Source organism: Pseudomonas sp. Irchel s3h14, from assembly GCF_900187425.1.
Taxonomy (GTDB): Bacteria; Pseudomonadota; Gammaproteobacteria; order Pseudomonadales; family Pseudomonadaceae; genus Aquipseudomonas.
On the sequence record NZ_FYDJ01000002.1, the window covers coordinates 272,399 to 292,938 of the forward strand.

General features: G+C 58.3%; 11 protein-coding genes. 5 read left to right on the top strand and 6 right to left on the bottom strand.

Annotated features, from left to right (window positions below):
- The first annotated feature begins 84 nt into the window (after positions 1-84).
- The 5 genes from aceE (at position 85) to msrA (ending at position 10,334) form a co-directional block, all read left to right on the top strand.
- Complete coding sequence (gene aceE / locus CKW16_RS04885) at positions 85-2,730, top strand: pyruvate dehydrogenase (acetyl-transferring), homodimeric type (RefSeq protein WP_095127450.1); 2,646 nt, start codon at positions 85-87, stop codon at positions 2,728-2,730.
- A gap of 11 nt (positions 2,731-2,741) precedes the next feature.
- Positions 2,742-4,706 (top strand): dihydrolipoyllysine-residue acetyltransferase, encoded by a 1,965-nt coding sequence (gene aceF / locus CKW16_RS04890; protein ID WP_095127451.1) that lies wholly within the window; start codon positions 2,742-2,744, stop codon positions 4,704-4,706.
- A gap of 487 nt (positions 4,707-5,193) precedes the next feature.
- The gene (locus CKW16_RS04895; RefSeq protein ID WP_095127452.1) at positions 5,194-6,588 is read left to right on the top strand and encodes an alkaline phosphatase D family protein; all 1,395 of its coding nucleotides are present in this window, start codon (positions 5,194-5,196) and stop codon (positions 6,586-6,588) included.
- A gap of 194 nt (positions 6,589-6,782) precedes the next feature.
- On the top strand, positions 6,783-9,476 hold the full coding sequence (locus CKW16_RS04900; RefSeq protein ID WP_095127453.1) for a bifunctional diguanylate cyclase/phosphodiesterase: 2,694 nt from the start codon (positions 6,783-6,785) through the stop codon (positions 9,474-9,476).
- Positions 9,477-9,686: 210 nt separating this feature from the next.
- On the top strand, positions 9,687-10,334 hold the full coding sequence (gene msrA, locus CKW16_RS04905) for a peptide-methionine (S)-S-oxide reductase MsrA (protein WP_095127454.1): 648 nt from the start codon (positions 9,687-9,689) through the stop codon (positions 10,332-10,334).
- Positions 10,335-10,455: 121 nt separating this feature from the next.
- Here msrA and CKW16_RS04910 read toward each other — a convergent pair whose 3' ends face one another.
- The 6 genes from CKW16_RS04910 to CKW16_RS04940 form a co-directional block, all read right to left on the bottom strand.
- Positions 10,456-11,295 carry a 23S rRNA (adenine(2030)-N(6))-methyltransferase RlmJ gene (locus CKW16_RS04910; protein ID WP_095127455.1) on the bottom strand — a complete coding sequence of 280 codons (840 nt, stop codon included), beginning with the start codon at positions 11,293-11,295 and terminating at the stop codon, positions 10,456-10,458.
- A gap of 309 nt (positions 11,296-11,604) precedes the next feature.
- Positions 11,605-11,928: a hypothetical protein gene (locus tag CKW16_RS04915; protein WP_095127456.1), complete on the bottom strand. Its 324-nt coding sequence runs from the start codon at positions 11,926-11,928 to the stop codon at positions 11,605-11,607.
- A 453-nt stretch (positions 11,929-12,381) separates the two neighbouring features.
- A complete protein-coding gene (locus tag CKW16_RS04925; RefSeq protein WP_095127458.1) occupies positions 12,382-12,798 on the bottom strand; it encodes a hypothetical protein in 417 nt (138 codons plus the stop codon).
- A gap of 10 nt (positions 12,799-12,808) precedes the next feature.
- On the bottom strand, positions 12,809-17,593 hold the full coding sequence (locus tag CKW16_RS04930) for an RHS repeat-associated core domain-containing protein (protein WP_095127459.1): 4,785 nt from the start codon (positions 17,591-17,593) through the stop codon (positions 12,809-12,811).
- A complete protein-coding gene (locus CKW16_RS04935) occupies positions 17,593-18,330 on the bottom strand; it encodes a DUF4123 domain-containing protein (protein ID WP_095127460.1) in 738 nt (245 codons plus the stop codon). The genes CKW16_RS04930 and CKW16_RS04935 overlap by 1 nt, the downstream gene beginning before the upstream one ends.
- On the bottom strand, positions 18,320-20,338 hold the full coding sequence (locus CKW16_RS04940; protein WP_095127461.1) for a type VI secretion system tip protein VgrG: 2,019 nt from the start codon (positions 20,336-20,338) through the stop codon (positions 18,320-18,322). The genes CKW16_RS04935 and CKW16_RS04940 overlap by 11 nt, the downstream gene beginning before the upstream one ends.
- Positions 20,339-20,540 lie beyond the last annotated feature (202 nt).

The window sequence follows — 20,540 nt, forward strand, 5'->3', positions numbered from 1 at the left end:
CCAAGAATTTATATCGTCTGCCCACAAGGCCAGTCGCAAACTCAGGCAACCGATTCTGGAAGCCTTTCCGCCCTGGAGCAAGCCATGCAAGACCTCGATCCCGTCGAAACCCAGGAATGGTTGGACGCCCTGGAATCGGTTCTCGACAAAGAAGGCGAAGACCGCGCTCACTATCTGATGACCCGTATGGGCGAACTCGCAACCCGTAGCGGTTCGCAATTGCCTTACGCCATCACCACGCCATACCGCAACACGATCCCCGTTACCCACGAAGCACGCATGCCTGGCGACCTGTTCATGGAACGCCGCATTCGCTCGTTGGTACGCTGGAACGCGATGGCCATGGTGATGCGTACGAACCTGAAAGATTCTGACCTGGGCGGTCACATCTCCAGCTTCGCCTCCAGCGCAACCCTGTACGACATCGGCTTCAACTATTTCTTCCAGGCCCCGACCGACGAACACGGCGGCGACCTGATCTATTTCCAGGGCCACACCTCGCCAGGCGTTTACGCCCGTGCGTTCATGGAAGGCCGCATCACCGAAGACCAGATGAACAACTTCCGCCAGGAAGTGGACGGTCAGGGCCTGTCGTCCTACCCGCACCCATGGCTGATGCCTGATTTCTGGCAGTTCCCGACTGTATCCATGGGTCTGGGCCCGATCCAGGCGATCTACCAGGCACGTTTCATGAAGTACCTGGAAGCCCGTGGTTTCATCCCAGAAGGCAAGCAAAAAGTCTGGTGCTTCCTGGGCGACGGCGAGTGTGACGAGCCGGAATCCCTGGGCGCGATCTCGCTGGCTGGCCGCGAGAAGCTCGACAACCTGATCTTCGTTATCAACTGCAACCTGCAGCGCCTTGATGGCCCGGTTCGCGGCAACGGCAAGATCATCCAGGAACTCGAAGGCGTGTTCCGCGGTGCTCAGTGGAACGTGACCAAAGTCATCTGGGGCCGTTTCTGGGACCCACTGTTGGCCAAAGACGTCGACGGCATCCTGCAACGTCGCATGGACGAAGTCATCGACGGCGAGTACCAGAACTACAAAGCCAAAGACGGCGCGTTCGTTCGTGAACACTTCTTCAACTCGCCAGAACTCAAGGCGATGGTTGAAGACTTGTCCGACGACGAGATCTGGAAACTCAACCGTGGCGGTCACGACCCGTACAAGGTCTACGCGGCGTACCACGAAGCGGTCAACCACAAAGAACAGCCGACCGTCATCCTGGCCAAGACCATCAAAGGTTATGGCACCGGTGCCGGCGAAGCGAAGAACACTGCGCACAACACCAAGAAAGTCGATGTCGACAGCCTGAAGTTGTTCCGTGATCGCTTCGACATTCCGGTCAAAGACGAAGAACTGGAAAACCTGCCGTTCTTCAAACCGGAACCAAACAGCGCTGAAGCCCGTTACCTGAGCGAGCGCCGCACTGCACTGGGCGGTTTCGTGCCACAGCGCCGTGCCAAAAGCTTCGACATCCCGACGCCACCGCTGGATACCCTCAAGGCAATCCTGGACGGCTCGGGCGACCGTGAAATCTCTACCACCATGGCCTTCGTGCGGATCCTCGCGCAGCTGGTCAAGGACAAGGAAATCGGTTCGCGCATCGTTCCGATCATCCCGGACGAAGCCCGTACCTTTGGTATGGAAGGCATGTTCCGTCAGTTGGGCATCTACTCGTCCGTCGGCCAGCTCTACGAGCCAGTCGATAAAGACCAGGTGATGTTCTACAAAGAAGACAAGAAGGGCCAGATCCTCGAAGAAGGCATCAACGAAGCGGGCGCCATGAGCTCCTTCATCGCTGCCGGTACTTCGTACTCCAGCCACAACCAGCCAATGCTGCCGTTCTACATCTTCTACTCGATGTTCGGTTTCCAGCGTATCGGCGACCTGGCCTGGGCCGCTGGCGACAGCCGCACCCGTGGTTTCCTGATCGGCGGCACCGCCGGCCGGACCACGCTGAACGGCGAAGGCCTGCAACACGAAGACGGTCACAGCCACATCCTGGCTGCCACCATCCCGAACTGCCGCACCTTTGATCCAACCTACGGCTACGAGCTGGCGGTGATCATTCAGGACGGCATGAAGAAGATGACCGAACAGCAGCAGGACGTTTTCTACTACATCACCGTGATGAACGAGTCCTATCAGCAGCCAGCCATGCCGGCCGGTGTCGAGGAAGGCATCATCAAGGGCATGTACCTGCTCGAGGAAGACACCCGCGAAGCGGCGCACCACGTTCAGCTGATGGGCTCCGGCACCATCCTGCGTGAAGTCCGTGAAGCGGCGAAAATCCTGCGTGAACAGTTCAACGTCGGCGCTGACGTGTGGAGCGTTACCAGCTTCAACGAACTGCGTCGCGACGGCCTGGCCGTAGAGCGCAGCAACCGTCTGCACCCGGGTCAGAAGCCTAAACTGAGCTATGTCGAAGAGTGCCTGAACGGCCGTCAAGGTCCGGTCATCGCGTCTACCGACTACATGAAGCTGTTCGCTGAGCAAATTCGTCAGTGGGTCCCGTCCAAGGAATTCAAAGTCCTGGGCACCGACGGTTTCGGCCGCAGTGACAGCCGTAAGAAGCTGCGTCACTTCTTCGAAGTCGACCGTCATTTCGTGGTGTTGGCAGCCCTGGAAGCCTTGGCTGACCGTGGTGATATCGAACCTAAAGTGGTGGCTGAAGCCATCGCCAAGTTCGGGATCAACCCGGAAAAACGCAACCCACTGGACTGCTGAGGAGACACTCTGTGAGCGAACTCATTCGCGTACCTGACATCGGCAGCGGTGAAGGTGAAGTAATCGAACTATTTGTGAAAGTCGGCGACCGTGTGGAAGCCGACCAGAGCATCCTGACGCTTGAGTCGGACAAGGCGAGCATGGAAATCCCTGCTCCCAAGGCCGGCATCGTCAAAAGCATCAAAGTGAAGCTGGGCGATCGCCTGAAAGAAGGCGACGAACTGCTGGAGCTGGAAGTCGAAGGTGCCGCTGCTGCGGCCCCTGCGGCTGCCGCTGCGCCAGCTGCCAAAGCTGAAGCGAAACCGGCTGCTGCTCCTGCTCCGGCAGCAGCTGCACCGGCCGCTGCTCCCGCTGCTGCAACCACCCTGCAAGTGCACGTGCCGGACATCGGCTCGTCGGGCAAGGCCCAGATCATCGAGATCCAGGTCAAGGTCGGCGACACCGTCGAGGCTGATCAGTCGCTGATCACCCTGGAATCCGACAAGGCCAGCATGGAAATCCCTTCGCCCGCCGCTGGCGTGGTTGAAAGCATCAGCGTCAAGCTCAATGACGAAGTCGGCACTGGCGACCTGATTCTGGCCCTGAAAGTGGCAGGTGCCGCGGCACCGGCTGCGGCCGCGCCAGCTCAGGCGGCGGCACCTGCTGCCGCTGCTCCAGCGCCAGCCGCTGCGGCCCCGGCTGCACCGGTTGCCGACAGCGTTCAGGACATTCATGTCCCGGACATCGGCTCTTCGGGCAAGGCCAAGATCATCGAAGTCCTGGTCAAGGCCGGCGACACCGTTGAAGCCGATCAGTCGCTGATCACCCTGGAATCCGACAAGGCGAGCATGGAAATTCCATCGCCTGCCGCTGGCGTGGTGGAAAGCGTTTCCATCAAGCTGGATGACGAAGTCGGTACCGGCGACCTGATCCTTAAGCTGAAAGTCAAAGGCGTTGCGCCTGCTGCTGCCCCGGCTCCGGCCGCTGCTGCACCGAGTGCTCCAGCGCCAGCCGCTGCTGCACCTGCCGCAGCCGCACCTGCTGCTGCCCCGGTTGCGGCTCCAGCCAAGCCTGGCGCCAAGGTTCACGCCGGCCCAGCCGTGCGTCAACTGGCTCGCGAGTTCGGCGTCGAGCTGAACGCCGTCGGCGCCAGCGGTCCGCACGGTCGCATCCTGAAAGAAGACGTGCAGGTTTACGTCAAAGCCATGATGCAGAAGGCCAAGGAAGCACCGGCCGCTGCTGCTGGCGCAACCGGCGGCGCGGGCATCCCGTCGATTCCGGTCGTGGACTTCAGTCGCTTCGGTGAAACCGAAGAAGTGCCGATGACCCGCCTGATGCAAATCGGCGCGTCGAGCCTGCATCGCAGCTGGCTGAACATTCCGCACGTGACTCAGTTCGATTCGGCTGATATCACCGACCTGGAAGCGTTCCGTATCGCTCAGAAAGCCGTTGCAGAGAAGGCCGGCGTCAAGCTGACCATCCTGCCGCTGCTGCTCAAGTCCTGCGCGCACCTGCTCAAGGAACTGCCGGACTTCAACAGTTCGCTGGCACCAAGCGGCAAGGCGATCATCCGCAAGAAGTACGTGAACATCGGCTTCGCCGTCGACACCCCTGAAGGCCTGCTGGTACCGGTCATCAAGAACGTCGACCAGAAGAGCCTGTTGCAACTGGCAGCCGAAGCCGCCGTGCTGGCCGCCAAAGCCCGCGACAAAAAGCTCACCGCTGACGACATGCAAGGCGCCTGTTTCACCATTTCCAGCCTCGGCCACATTGGCGGCACCGGCTTCACGCCGATCGTCAACGCGCCGGAAGTGGCGATCCTCGGTGTATCCAAGGCAACCATCCAGCCAGTCTGGGACGGCAAAGCCTTCCAGCCGAAACTGATGCTGCCACTGTCGCTGTCCTACGATCACCGTGTGATCAACGGCGCCGCTGCTGCACGCTTCACCAAGCGTCTAAGCGAGCTGCTGGCGGACATCCGCACCATCCTGCTGTAATACCGACCGGCCCTCCTTCACCGGAGGGCCCGTCGCGTTCCACGTTTTCCGAGCGCCACGCTCGTACCTCAACCCCGCCAGTTTGGCGGGGCTTTTTTTTGAAAACCCTCCACCTAATGCCCGAAGGTTCCGTTCGCCTGTAGCAGCTGTCGAGCTTGCGAGGCTGCGTTCGGCTGCGCAGCAGTCGTGAATCCGGCTGACACGGTTTACCTGATGCAACTCAAGTCTGGCTTGACGACTGCTGCGCAGCCGAACGCAGCCTCGCTGGCTCGGCAGCTGCTACAGATCGCATTACGGCTGAAGTGACTGGCATTACGCCCTCCTCCGAGTGTTATTCCTACATTCATGGCTTACGTCGCCCACAACTCAAGTCCACTTCTACTCGATATTTCTTGCGAGCTAATAACTAAGCTTAGTCCAACTAATTATCGCTAAACCTTCATCAGCCAATCTTGCTTAGTTAGCATCAATTCGAATGGATTCGAACATGTTCAAACCGACTGTCGGCCCTATTATTGGCCACGCAACAACTAACCACGCACGCATCTTTTTGCGTGGCGAACATCAAAACAATGCACCGGTATTTGCAGGCGTTCGTTATCGCCGGCCCGGTGAAGAGCGCTGGTCCCACGGTGTATTTGCAAAGTTGACGATCTGGCGTGATATGTCCGATGTGATTGCACTCAACGACCTTGCCACCGATACCGAGTACGAATACCAGGCAGGCTGGTTCAGCCCCATGAGCCCGGTGCACACCGTGGAAACGGTTCAGGAACTGCCGCTGCAATGGCCGCGGGATACCTACCGGTTTCGCACGCAGTCCAGCAAAGCCACGATTCCACGGGCCTATATCGTCGGTTCATGTCGTTACCTGCGCATGACCGCTGGCGTCCCGTCTGCACCGCATCTGGGGGATCGAATTTTCGCCTCGATCACGAATCTGGCGCAGCAGGCCGAACCGCCCATCAGCGCCATGTTGATGACCGGCGATCAAATCTATGTCGATGACCTGAACGTGATTGCTCCCGACCGGGAATACAAGGAAATACTCAGTAAGTACCGAGCGGCTTTTTCCCAACCCAATATTGCCAAGTTAATGTCCAGCGTGCCGACTTACATGATCCTCGACGATCATGAAATTGAAGACAACTGGCCCGCCAACGAAAGTAAGGCCGACGCCTATTTATACAAAAACGCCATCGCGGCGTATGAGTTGTATCAAGCCAGTCACAGCCCGGCACACAAACTTCTTTCCAACGGGCAAATAGATAGAAAACTGGAACAGTATTGGTATCAATTCGCCGAAGGCGATATCGAATGGTTTGTCACTGACAGTCGAACCCGACGCAACCTGTCGGCCAATGATCGACGCATCCTCGACGAAGAGCAGGAACAGGCTTTGTGCAAATGGCTGATTCACAGCCCGGCCAGGGTGAAGTTCGTGGTCACCAGCGTGATGTTCTACCCCGACCGCAAAGCCCATGGCGATGACGCGTGGAAGGCCTTTCCCGAACAACGTCTGCGGCTACTGGAGACAATTCGTACACACCGCATCAAGAACGTCTTCTTCGTTTCCGGTGATGTCCACGGCTCTTTGACGAGTCGTCTGACCCACAGCGAAGACCCGGATTTCGAGGTACACACCATCGTCTCCTCCCCCTTGTACAACAGCAAACTGCTGCCGTACGCCAAGGCCTCCACCTTCATCCTCGATCAACCATTGGCGCGAACAGCCGCAGGCGACTATCAGCATGAACTGACCAGCCAGGTGGTCAGCCAGGACAACTTTGCCCATTTGATCGTCGATACTGAACAGGTTCGTGTCAGTTATCACGACCGGGATGGCAAGCCTTTGCAGTCGACCAGCATCCCGCTACGTTGAGCCCTTGAGGGCCAAATGCATTACTTTCGGCCCGGCGCTGGAGAAATCTTCGCGCCGGCCGACATATTCTTATAGCACTTGGCCTTCATGTCTCTTGTCAGTCAGTGTCGCAATGATGCAACCTTGCCGCAGGTAACAGTAAAGAGGGCGAGAGCCCGGCGCGATCAGCCTATTCGAAGTGAGTTTCCTTCCATATGAAGAGCCAACCCGATGCCGCCAGCCGTATGGTGGCCGAGGTAGTGACGCAGTTGCCTGTGCCCTCGCGGCTCGGCATGCTTCGTTTCGAACGGCTGAATGAAGCGAGTTGGGCGCTGCTGTTTCTCGATCCCAATTGCGAACGACAGTTCGGCCTGCCGGCGGTGGAGCTCTGTGCTCTGGTCGGCTCGCCCTACGCCAGCCTGATGGAGCCCGAAGCCCGTTATCAGCTGCATGACGCGGTTCAGCAACAACTCACCGAAAGCCCGCATTACCTGATCCGCTACACCCTGCACACCGCCGCCGGCTCCTTGAACCTGCTGGAACTGGGCGAAGCCTACAAACAACACAATCGACACCTGCTGCGCGGCTATCTGCTAGTGGTCGACGGTCTGTTCGAGGGCGAGCAACTGCTGCCGGCCCTGGACCTAGAAACCCAGAACTCTCGCCTGCAAATCGCCCTGGAACTCAATCAGCGCGCCCAACAGGAACAGCTTCTGCACCTGGATCGGGTGCGCGCCCAGCAAGACTTGATTCTGCTGCTGACCCGCCAGCGCTATCGCAGCAACAACTCCCTGAAAGAAGCCGCCGAACTGATCACTCGCAGCGCCTGTGACATTTACGAAATCGACTGTGCCAGCCTGTGGAACCTCGAAGGTTCACTGCTCGTGCCGATTTCGGCCTATCACCGCGCCAGCCAGGAATACCTGCTGCCGGAGCCGATCGACGTCAGTAGCTTCCCCGACTACGTGGAAGCCTTGCACACCGGCCGCGCCATCGATGCCCACAACGCCATACGCGACCCGCGCACCCGGGAAATGGCCGAACACCTGCGCCCACGCGATGTGAATGCGATGCTCGACGCCAGCATCCGCGTCGATGGCCAAGTGGTCGGCGTACTCTGCCTGGAACAGACCGGTATGACCCGCGCCTGGCAATCGGACGAAATTGCTTTCGCCGGCGAGTTGGCGGATCAGTTTGCCCAAGTCATCAACAACCACAACCGCCGCACCGCCACCAGCGCCCTGCACCTGTTCCAGCGTGCGGTAGAGCAAAGCGCCAACGCCTTTTTGCTGGTCAATTGCGATGGCGTGGTGGAATACGTCAACCCGAGCTTCACGGCGATCACCCAGTACACCACCGAAGAAGTCCACGGCCAGCGGCTGTCGGAACTGCCGGCACTGGAAAACCTCAGCGAGCTGCTGTTCGACGCGCACTCGGCGCTGGCCAAGAGCAACAGCTGGCAGGGTGAGTTCAAAAGCCGCCGCAAAAACCTCGAACCCTACTGGGGCCAGTTGTCGATTTCCAAGGTCTACGGCGACAACCGCGAGCTGACGCATTACATCGGCATTTACGAAGACATCACCCAGACCAAGCTCGCTCAGCAGCGTATCGAGCGTCTGGCGTATACCGATAACCTGACCAACCTCGGCAACCGCCCGGCATTCATCCGCAACCTCGATGAACGTTTCGCCCGAGACAGCGATACCCCGATCAGCTTGTTGCTGGTGGACATCGACAACTTCAAGCGGATCAACGACAGCCTCGGCCACCAGACCGGCGACAAACTGCTGATCAGCCTGGCCCGACGCCTGCGCAACAGCCTGAGCCCGAGCGGTAGCCTGGCGCGGTTCGCCAGTAACGAATTCGCCGTGCTGCTGGACGACACCGACCTGCGTGCGGGGCAACAGATCGCCAATCAATTGCTGGCGACCCTCGACAAGCCGATGTTCGTCGACAACCAGCTGATCAGCGTCACCGGCTCCGTGGGCCTGGCCTGCGCGCCGTTGCACGGTCGCGACCCGCAAACCCTGATGCGCAACGCCGGCCTCGCGCTGCACAAGGCCAAGGCCAACGGCAAACATCAGGTCCAGGTGTTCACCGAAGCGCTGAACGCCGAGGCCAGCTACAAACTGTTCGTCGAAAACAACCTGCGCCGCGCCCTGACCCAGAACGAGCTGGACGTGTTCTACCAGCCCAAGCTCTGCCTGCGCAGCGGTCGCCTGTTGGGGATGGAAGCGCTGCTGCGCTGGAACCACCCGGAAAAAGGCATGATCCGCCCGGACCAGTTCATCAGCGTCGCCGAAGAAACCGGCCTGATCATTCCGATTGGTAAATGGATCGCCCGCCAGGCCTGCCGCATGAGCAAAGACCTGACCGCCGCTGGCCTGGGCAATCTTCAGGTGGCAATCAACCTGTCGCCCAAGCAGTTCTCCGATCCGGACCTGGTGTCGTCCATCGCCAACATCCTCAAAGAAGAAGCGCTGCCGGCAAACCTGCTGGAACTTGAACTCACTGAAGGCCTGCTGCTGGAAGCCACCGAAGACACCCACTTGCAGCTCGATCAGCTCAAGCGCCTGGGCCTGACCCTGGCCATGGATGACTTCGGCACCGGTTACTCGTCGCTCAGTTACTTGAAAAAATTCCCGATCGACATCATTAAGATTGATCGAAGCTTCATCCACGAAATCCCCGACAACCAGGACGACATGGAAATCACCTCCGCGGTGATCGCCATGGCCCACAACCTGAAACTCAAGGTCGTGGCTGAAGGCATCGAAACCGCCGAGCAGTTGGCGTTCCTGCGCCGTCACCGCTGCGACGTCGGCCAGGGCTACCTGTTCGACCGGCCGATTCCGGGCACCGAGCTGATCGAAAAGCTCAAGCGCTATCCGCGTGGCCCGATCGCCTGACATTCTTCAGTCATTGCACAAAACCCTGTGGGAGCGGGCTTGGTCCGGGCGGCGTTCCGACGAAAGCGGCGTGACCGTCGACATCATTGTTGCCTGACACACCGCCTTCGCGAGCAAGCCCGCTCCCACAGGGGTAGTGATTAACTTGGCATCATTGGGCACACTGGCAGTCTGTTTATTTACATCTCAACCTGACTGAGGGGACTGATCATGGTCTTGCGCTCGGAAATTCTGGTGAACAAAAACGTGCTCCCGACTAAAGAACAAGCTCTGCCTGGCCGTGAAACCCCAATGACCGTGCCGGAAAAACACTTCGTCCACGACGCCCCGCTGCTGGGCCCGTTCGCGATGGACGTGGATTTCGCGATCTTCGGCCTCGGTTGCTTCTGGGGCGCAGAGCGCAAGTTCTGGCAGCGCGATGGCGTGGTCAGTACGGCGGTGGGTTACGCCGGCGGCTTTACGCCGAACCCGACATATGAAGAAGTCTGCTCGGGCCTGACCGGCCACAGCGAAGTGGTACTGGTGGTCTACGAGCCGGCAAAAGTCAGCTACGAAGAGCTGCTGAAAATGTTCTGGGAATTGCACAACCCTACTCAGGGCATGCGCCAGGGCAATGACATCGGCACGCAGTACCGCTCGGTAATCTACGCCACCAATCCAACTCAGTTGGCAGCCGCCAAGCACAGCGAGCAAGTGTTCCAGGCCGAGTTGACCAAGGCCGGCAAAGGCACCATCACCACTGAAATCGACGAAGCCCCGACGGTCTACTTTGCCGAGGCTTATCACCAGCAGTACCTGGCGAAAAACCCTGAAGGGTATTGCGGGATTGGCGGTACAGGCGTGACTTGCCCGATCTGACACCGCACTGATCGTTCCCACGCTCTGCGTGGGAATGCCTCAATGGACGCTCTGCGTCCGCTTCGGCAGGGACGCGGAGCGTCCCGGGCTGCATTCCCACGCAGAGCGTGGGAACGATCGATCAACTCTCGGCGATCAACCAATCCATCTGCCACCCACCCTGAGTCTGCCCCAACTTCTTGGACAACCACGGCAGCAACTCACGCAATTCCTCTTCCAGACCCCACGGCGGATTCGCAATCGCCAGCCCCGAGCCATTCAGACTGTTCGGCGTATCCAGCGGATGCACCAGCAACTCGACCCGCAACAACTTCGGCGCGCCCGTGCCCGCCAGATCCTGATAAAAACGACGCAACATGCGCTGGTCCTTCACCGGGTACCAGATCGCCGCCACGGTTTGCCGCATCCGGCCAATCGCCTCTTTCAGCGACGCCGCACAACGCTGCATCTCATCCAGCTGCTCGAACGGCGGATCAATCAACATCACCGCCCGCTTCTCCTGCACCGGCAACATCGCACGCGGCACATGCCAACCTTCGCCCAAGTGAACCTTCACCCGACGGTCGCCCGCCATGTTGTCCTTGAGCAACACACCGTCTTCCGGGTGCTTCTCGTTAAGCATCACCCGATCCTGCGGCCGCGTCAGGCGTCGCGCCAACTCCGGCGACCCCGGGTAATAGCGCAACTGGCCATCCGGGTTCATGTCGTGCAGCACCTTCATGTAATCCGCGGTCAACGCCGGCAGATCCGGCTGATCCCACAAACGCGCAATACCTTCCAGGTACTCACCGGTACGGCTCGCCTGATCACCCTGCAGGTCATACAGACCAATGCCGGCGTGAGTGTCGAGATAGGCAAACGGCTGCTCCTTGCGCGACATCAAGGCGATGATGCGGGTCAAAGTCAGGTGTTTGAACACATCGGCGTGATTGCCGGCATGGAAGGCGTGACGATAATTCATGGCTGCTCCTGCGAAGGGCGGGAAGTTTACCTTGTACGGCGGCGAACGTCAGGACCTCACAGCCGAGCGGGCAGTTGCAGCACTCATAAAGGGAAAAACACACCTCAGCTAGGCCGCAACACGATCTGTAGCAGCTGGCGAAGCCTGCGTTCGGCTGCGCAGCAGTCGTAAAATCAGCACTCGCGATTTTTCAGACACACCGTGCAAGCAGGGTTTACGACTGCTGCGCAGCCGGACGCAGGCTTCGCCAGCTGCTACAAAAACGTGCGTATCAACTTAACTGAACAGCATCAGCGAAAGCCCCCGGCCCTACTCCGAAGACCGCGCCCGCAACCGCCGCCCAAGAACATCCAGCACATCACACCCATCCCGCAACGGAATGGCACAGAGCAAAGCAAAATCACTAAGAATGAAGGACTGACACTCGATCGAACCACGCATGGACAAGTTTTCCATCACTTGGGTGACGGCGCGAATTCGGTAGTTGGCAGCGTCATACAAAACATCCAGCGGCGCTTGGGTGTCGACGAACAGGGTTGGCATGTCGTCGCAATTGCTGGTGAGCGCCATGAAGCGGCTTTGGGGATGGGGGGTTGGTTTCTCATAGGGTGGATCGGGGTGAAGTGTTTTCATCGATTTTAGTCCTAACGTATGGATTGACGCCGCCAGAAATCGCTTCCACGCAATGGGTGGCGGCTGTACGCAGGTGTGGAAGACCGAGACGTTAGGCACCCGGCGCACTCGAAAGCGCCCCGCGCACAGCCACCATAAAACACAGACGATAAAACACGCCGAACTGGTGGCGCTTGACGCGCCTAACGATAGAAGGGCTTCCACGCCCTGTCACTGAATTTGCAGAGACAGCTAAAAGACTATCGATGAGGTCCGTTGCGCACCAGTTCATGAAAACCGCTACAACTTGAAGGAAACTTCCGACGACCTTGCCCAGAAATTTCGCTGCCTGTAAGACCGCCTTCGCGGGCAAGCCTCGCTCCTACAGATCGCCACCGTCCTGTGGGAGCGTGGCTTGCCCGCGATTGAGCGCGAAGCGGTCATAAAATCTATCCACCTCAGGGATAACAAGCCTTACCAGGTTGATTGGTCTTCAAGACTGGCCTTATGAAGGTCGTCTTTCCACTCGTCTCTTGCCAATCTATATATGTCTTCAAAAAAGCCACGTGGATTTTCTATTTCGGTTTCATCCCAGGCGAGTATCCGGGGATCATCGTGATCACTTTCAAACTGCTTAGAAAAATCAAAATCTGATTGCTGCAAAACTTCCTCTAGCATCTTAAAAACTAAAAATCTATGTCTGTAGGTTAAATAGTCAAAATCTGGAATTATAAATTTTTTTATTAATTCCTCTCTTTCATCTTGCTTATTAGGATTATAAACCCACAAAGCCTCCCCAAGCGTTTCTTCTCTATCGTAAATTGAGATTCCGGCCAGAATGTAAGAAAGCTGAGGCTCAAATGGAAAATTTACAAATGGATGCGTCAACATTTAAATCCACCTATCGAGGAAAAGCCGTGAACGGAATTTTCACATTCCGCTTATCAAATTTAATTTCCGCACCATCCATATTTTCTATATAACGAGGATTATCCCGATCTTTTTCATTAGGCTTGTATCCACGCCCTGCGCCGGGCAATTCCATTCTAACAATAGGGTTCCGGTCGGCGTCATGACCAGTCGGCTCGGGTACATCACGGTGCATTTTGGACAAGGCGTAACTTATTGCACGAAATTGCATCATCCAGCTACTGAACTGAGAGCTTGGCCTGATCGGTCCTCTCACACCTTTCTTCGTCGGATGAGAACCATCAATTGACCGCTGCTTCAACGCTTTATCGTCAATTTCTGGACCATGTTTTTCAACAGAGTGCATTTTATATTCTCTCTCCCACTTTAATACCTGACGCTTGGCTTCTTCCTCTGTTTTAGGTTCTGGGTAAGTCGCCTTAGGGAGCGTTGGAGCACCCTGATTTACGGCTGGCTTATCAGGATCTGCTGGGGACGGACAGCCTACCTTTTTCTTTTTTTTCGGCGGTGGACAGTTCGTCGAGTTCAACCCCAACGGATCAACCCACCCCGTCGGATTCGGCGTGTACTGGTACTGGTTCAGCCCACCCGCCAACTTGATCGGATCCGGCGTCAGATACCGTCCAACCTCCGGATCATAGTACCGATGGCGGTTGTAATGCAGGCCGCTCTCGGCATCAAAGTACTGCCCCTGAAACCGCAACGGCTGATCGAGCTGCTCTCCCCCACCGAACGCAAGGCGAGTGACTTTGCCGTAGGCGTTGTACTTCGCCGACCAGACAATCTCACCACCGAAATCGGTCAGTTCCTGGGGCGTACCCAGGTGATCGAGTTGGTAGTAGAACGGGCATGCCTTTCGCGGGCCTTTGCCGTCGAGCATGGCCAGTGGGCGGAAGCTGCCCGGTTCGTAGACGTAGCTGCGGTAGTGCTCGCGGCTGCTTTCGGCGACGAGGTGGTCGCCCTGCCAGAAGAACTCGGTGGTGTTGCCGTCGACGGTTTTGCTGATGCGGCGGCTGAAGGCGTCGTAGCGGTAGCTGGCGCTGCAGCCGTCAGGGGTTGTGACGCCGACCAAGCGGTGTTGGCAGTCGTAGCGGTATTCGGTGACGAGTTTTTGCCCGGTGCCGCGGCGTTCGCGGATGAGGTTGCCGAAGGCGTCGTAGTCGTAATGGCGGTCGCCTTGCATGAGCAGGCGGTTGCCTTTGACGGTCGCGGCGCCGGGACGGTCCTGCATCAGCAGGTTGCCGGCGGGGTCGTGGGCGAAGCTTTCCGGTGGGTCGTCGCGGGTGTGGCGGACGCGGGTCAGGCGGTTGAGCGGGTCGTATTGGTAATTGCGTTGGCCGTGGCGGGTGTCGGCGATGCTGTCGAGATTGCCGTTGGCGCTGTAGGCATAGTCGCGGCGATACAGCGTTTGGTGCTGTTGACTGACAGCGTGGGCCTTCAATCGGCCCTGATCGTCGTAGGCATATTCGCTGAGCAACTGCCCCTGCTGGCGTTGCTGCTCGCGACCGAAGGCGAATTGGTGGGTCGTGAGTCGCGCGCCGTTGAGGTCGATGGCCGTCAGCGCGCCGCCCTTGGCGTGGTGGTAGTCGAGTTTGCTGCCGTCCGGCAGGCGCAGGCGATGGAGTTGGCCGCAGGCGTCGTAGCCATAACGCAGCGTGCCCCAGCCTTGGTGTTCGCTGATCAGGCGGTCTTGCTGGTCGTATTCGAACTCCAGCGGATGGTCGTGGCCGTCGTCGACGCTGACCAACCGGCCTAGGCTGTCGTAGCGGTATTGAACCTTGATGCCGTCGGGCAGGGTTTTGACCAGCAACCTTCCCGTAGAGTCCCGCTCATACGCCGTGATCAGCTGCGAGCCGTCATCGCCGAACTCGGTTTTCTCCAGCAGCTGGCCGTTGAGGTCGTAGGCGTACGCCGTGCGTTGGCCGTCGAAGCCGGTTTCCTGTCGGATCAGGCCGTTCGGCGTGTAGTCCAGCTGATATGTTTCGCCGGATTCGTTTTCGATTTCCGTGAGTAACAGCTGGGCGTTGTCGTAGCGGTACTTCAGTTGGGTGCCGTCGGCATTGATGCGGCGGCTGACCAGATGCAGGTCGTCGAAGTATTCGTAGCGGGTGATGCGATTCAGTTCATCGCGTTCGGCGGTGATTTTTCCGTAGGCGTTGTAGCTGAACGCGCGGCTGGCGCCGGTAGGCAGCGTCGTCTGGATCAGTCGGCCGACGGCATCCCATTGGTACTGGGTAACGGCACCGTGTTCGTCCTGACGAGTAATCTGCCGCCCCAGCGCGTCGTAGGAAAACCGCCGCACACCACCCTCCGGCAGCGTTTCCTCAACCAACTGCCCCAAGCCATTCCAGACGAACACATGCCGACTGTTGTCCGGGTAACGGATCGACAGCAGCTGACCTTTTTCGTCGTAGTGATAGTGGCTGACATGACCGTCAGGATCGGTCGCTTCGGTGATGTCACCCTGGGCGTTGCGCTGATATTTCCAAACGGCTTTGCCGCGAAACCGTGCGTGCAGGAAACCGTTGCGATACTCGTAGGTCGCCGGTTCGTCTTCTGGCGGAATCAGCGCGATAAGTCGTCCGACTTCGTCATAACGGTATTCGGTGACAGCGCCTAACGGATCCTGTTCGGCAATCAGCCGACCGTTGTCGTCGTAAGCCTTGAGGTGCTCGCCGCCGTCCAACTCGACCTTGCGCACCAGCCGCGCCCGGTCGTCATGGACGTAAACTTCTTCACTGCCATCGATGTTCTGGACGGTGACACTACCCTCGTCGTCCCAGACATAACGCGCGTCCATCTGCGCAAACGATGCCCAGTGGCGGATGCATCGGGCCGCCTTACCGTACCTTTCCCACTCCCAGAAGAAACTCGCCCCACCGGTCAATTGCCGCTGCAGGATGACGTGCTGATCGTCGTAGTCGTAGCGTTCGCTTTCGCCGGCGGCGTTGGTGGCTTCGATCAGTTGATCGCGTTCGTCGTAGCTGTAATTGACCAGTGTCTGCTCGGTGTGCCAGGCCTCGTCGAGGGTCTGGGCCGGGACAAAAACCTGATAGTCGACGGCGACCAAATGGCTGCGGTCATAGCGCAATCGCAAGGCACGGCCGGCGCCATTGTCGAGGCGTTTGATGCGGTCTTGTCGGTCGCGGGTGATGCGCAGACGGTTGTCGTAACCGTCGCTGATGGCCGCCAGTCGACCGTTGTGGAAGTGATAGAAACGCGTGTCGTCACCCGACTGGGCGAGGATCAGTTCTTCGGGTTTATCGCCGAGATAAATCGCTGCCCGCGAGAGGCTGTTGTGGATCGCCGGGCGTTCACTGTTTGGCAGCGGGAACGTGGTGCGCCGGTTTTCGTGGTCGATCCAGATGACGGTCTCGCCGTCGATTTCCAGACGATGCGCGAGACTGTGACTCCAGCCGAATCCGAGGCCGATGTCGATCTCGGCGGCGCTGGTGCGATAGAGCCGGGTGAAATCGAAAGTCAGGATTCCATCCAGCGAACCGTCGGTGAGGGTCAGCAGTTCTTCGCCGGTGACCATCGATACCGGGCATTTGTTGGTGGCGGTTTTATCAACGGAATCGGCGCTGTCGCCGTTGGGGTTTTTCGCCTGATCCGGGACGTTGTCGTGGTGTTCGTCTTTTTTCAGTGTGGTGTTCTTGCGGCCATTCCAGCGAAGTTGCATCCGACCTTTTTTTAGTCCCGCAGCAACACCGCGCGCGGCGACTTTCTTGTAGCGATCTACATACTCCATAAAGTTATTGATGATCGTGACCATCGACTTCACGAAGCCCATTGCTGCCTGAAAAATCTGCGCGCTGTACTTGGCCAGGCGCACTATCAGCCAGGCAATGCCAACCCCGACCACGCTCAACACCAAGCCAATTAACAAGTCGATGACCAAACCAACCACGACTTTGGAAATAGCTTCGGCCGAGGACCCGGCCAGTTGCGAAGGTGGCAATGCTTCGAGCCACAGCACTGCGGTGCGCATCAGCAGACACAGCGCCGCTTCGTCGCTGGCCAGCAACATGGCTTTTTCCATCATGTCTGGAGCGCTTACTGCCAGACTTGCGAGTTCTCCTGCGCTTTCACCCAGTTTCTCGGCAAAGGCGTTAGGGTCTTTCAGAATGTCAGTGAGTTCGCCGATGCCATCCCAAACAGCCTGAATCGCATCCCAACTTCCTGCGAGCATTCCATTACCCACCGCCGCCAACGATGCTGACGCCGACTGCTGCGACCACTGCGGTTTGAAACCTTCCCACTCTTTGCGCAGCCAGCCTTCCAACTCTTCGGTAAGGCCGTCGTAAGAGGAAAAAAGATCATTGATTTGATCCGGGGTGACTTCACTCTGAACATGCACGCGATAGAACTTTCCGGGCGTGCCTGTGAACTGTCCCTTACCGTTTTCATCGAGCTTGACCGGTGTGCTCTTACCACCATCAATGGCAATCACATCGACCTGAATATTCCCCAACGGAATGTCGTAGACCGACTCGAACTTGCTCTCGATCTCCAGAATCCCGCCTTCCGGACACTGCGCAACACCCGAGAGAAAATCATCGTCGCCACTGCTCACCGCAATCGTCGTATTGCCGAGCTTTATCAACCGCTCCATGTCCATCAGCGACGGCATGTCCGTGGCTCGGCTGACCTTGTCCGCATTCCTGCTTAGGAAGCCGCCGAGTTGTTGGCGATACAAACTTAGGGTGTCTTTAAAACCGTCGAGCTCCTGCTCGATGCGTACGATCTGATCCATCAGTTCAGCTCCGCCATCAGGTAGTCCACCAAGGCTGTTTTGGGTGCTTGAGGCAGGTCCGGTGTCTGCAGAAAAATCGCAACCTTGTGGCGCAAAACGCTTTCGGAAAACGCCTCGTAAAGGTCAGGGCGTTCCTCGCTCAACCACTTCAGCAAGTTGCTTATTCGGGTTGTTGCGAACTCGGTATCGAGGTGTTTTAACAGTGGTTCGGAAACTTCCCACCACGGAAAAACCCGGGAACTGTTCAGCGCTTGGCCACCAATTTCGAGTGATTGGCCATTGATCAAACACCGCCCGATCACAGGCATTAACTGCGTAGCGTTAACCTCGGCAGACTGAAGGATCGACAGCAAATAACGCCCATCCCAAAAGCGAAAAAACACTGCGTTGCCGTTGGGCAAAAGAACTTGAGTGAGGCTGCGTAGATGTTCGACCAGCACTTCTTGAGTCGCGCCAGACACGGCCAGCCAACCCCAGTCGCGAGACTCGGTGTTGGCAACCCACTCCAGAAACTCACTGCCAGCAGCGACGATTCCGACATAGGGCATTACCGGTTCCCACTCGGCGTAAGCGGTGTCGGCCCAGATCGGACTGGGTGCTTGAGCGGAGATCGAACGCTGCCAGGTTTTAAACGGTTCAGCGGCGCTCGCGTTGCTGAAAACCGCGAACAACTGCTCGGAAGGCTTGAGCGGTTGGTGCTCCAGCCAGTCATGAGGTGACATGCGATCAGGCTGCACAGACACCGTCCTTGCAGCGCTCACATTCCTCACAGAACGGCGCGTCGCTTTTCAGGCTCAGAATCTGTGCGGCACTCAGCAATGCTGCCGGGGCGGCGACGAGTTGCAACGGCGTATCCGGCGACACGGGCGCAGCCGCCATGGCCGGCATCAACGCACCACCGACCTGAATCGGCACGCTGCTGAAAATCCCGCCCGGCCCAATGTTGATCCACTGCCCGCCCGCCTGAATCGTCGCGCTGCCCCCGCCGTCGATCACCACTTGCTGACCGGCGCTGACATGGAATTGCTGACTGGCATTCAGCGCCTGGCTGGTCACGCGAATGTGTCGGTCACCCACGACCACCAAGTGATCGTCCAGCTTCACTTCGGTCTGGCGCTGGCCGTGGGTGATGCGTTGCTCGTCAGCCTTCACCTCATGGCGAGCGGTGCCGCTGACGACGATGCTGCGGGCGTTATCGACCTGCACCTGTTGATCATTCAGCACGTGCTGAGTCCAGTTTCGCTGGGCGCGCAGGTAGATTTCCTCGGCGCCTTTGCGATCCTCGATGCGCAATTCGTTGTAACCGCCGCCACCGGGACTGCTCTGGCTGCGGAAAATGCTGCGGGTTTTGTCGGCGGGTAGATCGAGCGGCACCGGGGTTGCGGCGTTTGGCAGGCAACCCATCACCAGCGGTTTGTCGGCATCGGCGTCGACGAATCCCACCAGCACTTCCATGCCGACTCGCGGGATCATCACGCTGCCATAACGGTCGTGCGCCCAGCCGGTGGCGACGCGCAGCCAGCAACTGGAGTGTTCATCGAGCTGACCGTCACGATCCCAGGCGAGCTGAACCTTGACCCGACCGAACTCGTCACAATGGATTTCACTGTCGGTGGGGCCGGTGACCACGGCGGGTTGATAGCCGAGCATGCGTGGTTTTTCCGGTCCCAGCGGTGGGCGAAACGAAACGTCCCACGGTGTTGCCAGAAAGGTATTGCGATAGCCCTGGAAATCATCCGGGCCGTCGCTGGTAACCGACTCTTCCAGCACTTGCGGCTGGCGGCCACGGTGTTCGATTTCGGTGATCAACCACAGGTCATTCCATGCCTGACGCGGATGCTCGGCCAGGTGCAGGAAATGCCCGCTGACCAACGCCGATTCGTCGCCACGACCTTCGGCCTGACGGAAGTCGGCGTTGTGGCGTTCGAGTGCCCGCTGGGCCAGATGCTTGCCGTGTTCGCGGTCGGTGAATTGACCAGGAAAGTGGTAATCCTCGAGCACCGGTCGCAGTTCACTGTCGAGGCTGCTTTCAAGTTGCAGGCGAGGCTTCTGGAAGTCGTAGTCGCGACGGGTTACGGCTGTCGTCCGGGTTTCCAGTCGCACGTTGAAACGTTTGATGGCCGGTGCATCCGCCGCCATTCCGCTGCCCGGCAGGTATAGCGTCGGCTCGGGCAGACGAGGGAAAACCGTCTGGTCATCACCAAACACCAACAGGTGTCCATCGAGGCTGTGCTGAAAGTGGTAGTGAATACCGATCTCGGCACACAGCCGCTGAATGAACGCCAGATCGCTTTCGGCGTATTGCACGCAGTACTCACGAGGGGAGTAGTCGCTGCCGAGCCGAAACTCGAAAGCATCGCGCTGGATGCCGTGGTCCTTGAGGATTTGCGCGACGATCGTCGGCACGCTTTTGTGCTGGAAGATCCGCTGATTGATGCGCTGACCGAGGTAGGCCAGACGCGGCACGAGACTGATTTGGTAACCCGTCAGGCGTTGTCCGGAATCGCTTTGGCCGACGCGAAATATCTGACCATGAATGCCGGAACCCTGTGCATCAAAACTCAGAAACGCCTGACGATGCAGCAGGTTTTCAAGCTCTATGTCGGGCCGTTCGCTGACCAGTTCCAGGTCAAAACGGTAGGGCTGGCTGATGGCTTCCTTGCCCGTGAACTCAAGTACCTTGAGTTCATTCTGGACGCCGTCGATCGTCAACGTGAAACGCGGTTGATTGGCAGGAGCGAACATCCGATGTGTCTCTGCAGAATGAAGGCGGGCGATTCTGCATGAGCGACATGGGGCATTGATGGAGGGACAGGGAAATCAGATTTGTCCTGCTTTTTTAGGGATTTCTCCTTCAACAATCAGTGTGTTTGGCTACAGACATTCCTGTCAGAAGCACCCCCGGACAAATGTGGGAGCGGGCTTGCTCGCGAATGCGGTGTGTCAG

Bases quoted from the DNA above. Each gene is read 5' to 3' on its own strand.
- CKW16_RS04930 (WP_095127459.1), bottom strand. From the start codon at position 17,593: ATGGATCAGATCGTACGCATCGAGCAGGAGCTCGACGGTTTTAAAGAC.
- CKW16_RS04895 (WP_095127452.1), top strand. From the start codon at position 5,194: ATGTTCAAACCGACTGTCGGCCCTATTATTGGCCACGCAACAACTAAC.
- CKW16_RS04900 (WP_095127453.1), top strand. From the start codon at position 6,783: ATGAAGAGCCAACCCGATGCCGCCAGCCGTATGGTGGCCGAGGTAGTG.
- aceE (WP_095127450.1), top strand. From the start codon at position 85: ATGCAAGACCTCGATCCCGTCGAAACCCAGGAATGGTTGGACGCCCTG.
- CKW16_RS04915 (WP_095127456.1), bottom strand. From the start codon at position 11,928: ATGAAAACACTTCACCCCGATCCACCCTATGAGAAACCAACCCCCCAT.
- CKW16_RS04925 (WP_095127458.1), bottom strand. From the start codon at position 12,798: ATGTTGACGCATCCATTTGTAAATTTTCCATTTGAGCCTCAGCTTTCT.
- CKW16_RS04910 (WP_095127455.1), bottom strand. From the start codon at position 11,295: ATGAATTATCGTCACGCCTTCCATGCCGGCAATCACGCCGATGTGTTC.
- msrA (WP_095127454.1), top strand. From the start codon at position 9,687: ATGGTCTTGCGCTCGGAAATTCTGGTGAACAAAAACGTGCTCCCGACT.
- CKW16_RS04940 (WP_095127461.1), bottom strand. From the start codon at position 20,338: ATGTTCGCTCCTGCCAATCAACCGCGTTTCACGTTGACGATCGACGGC.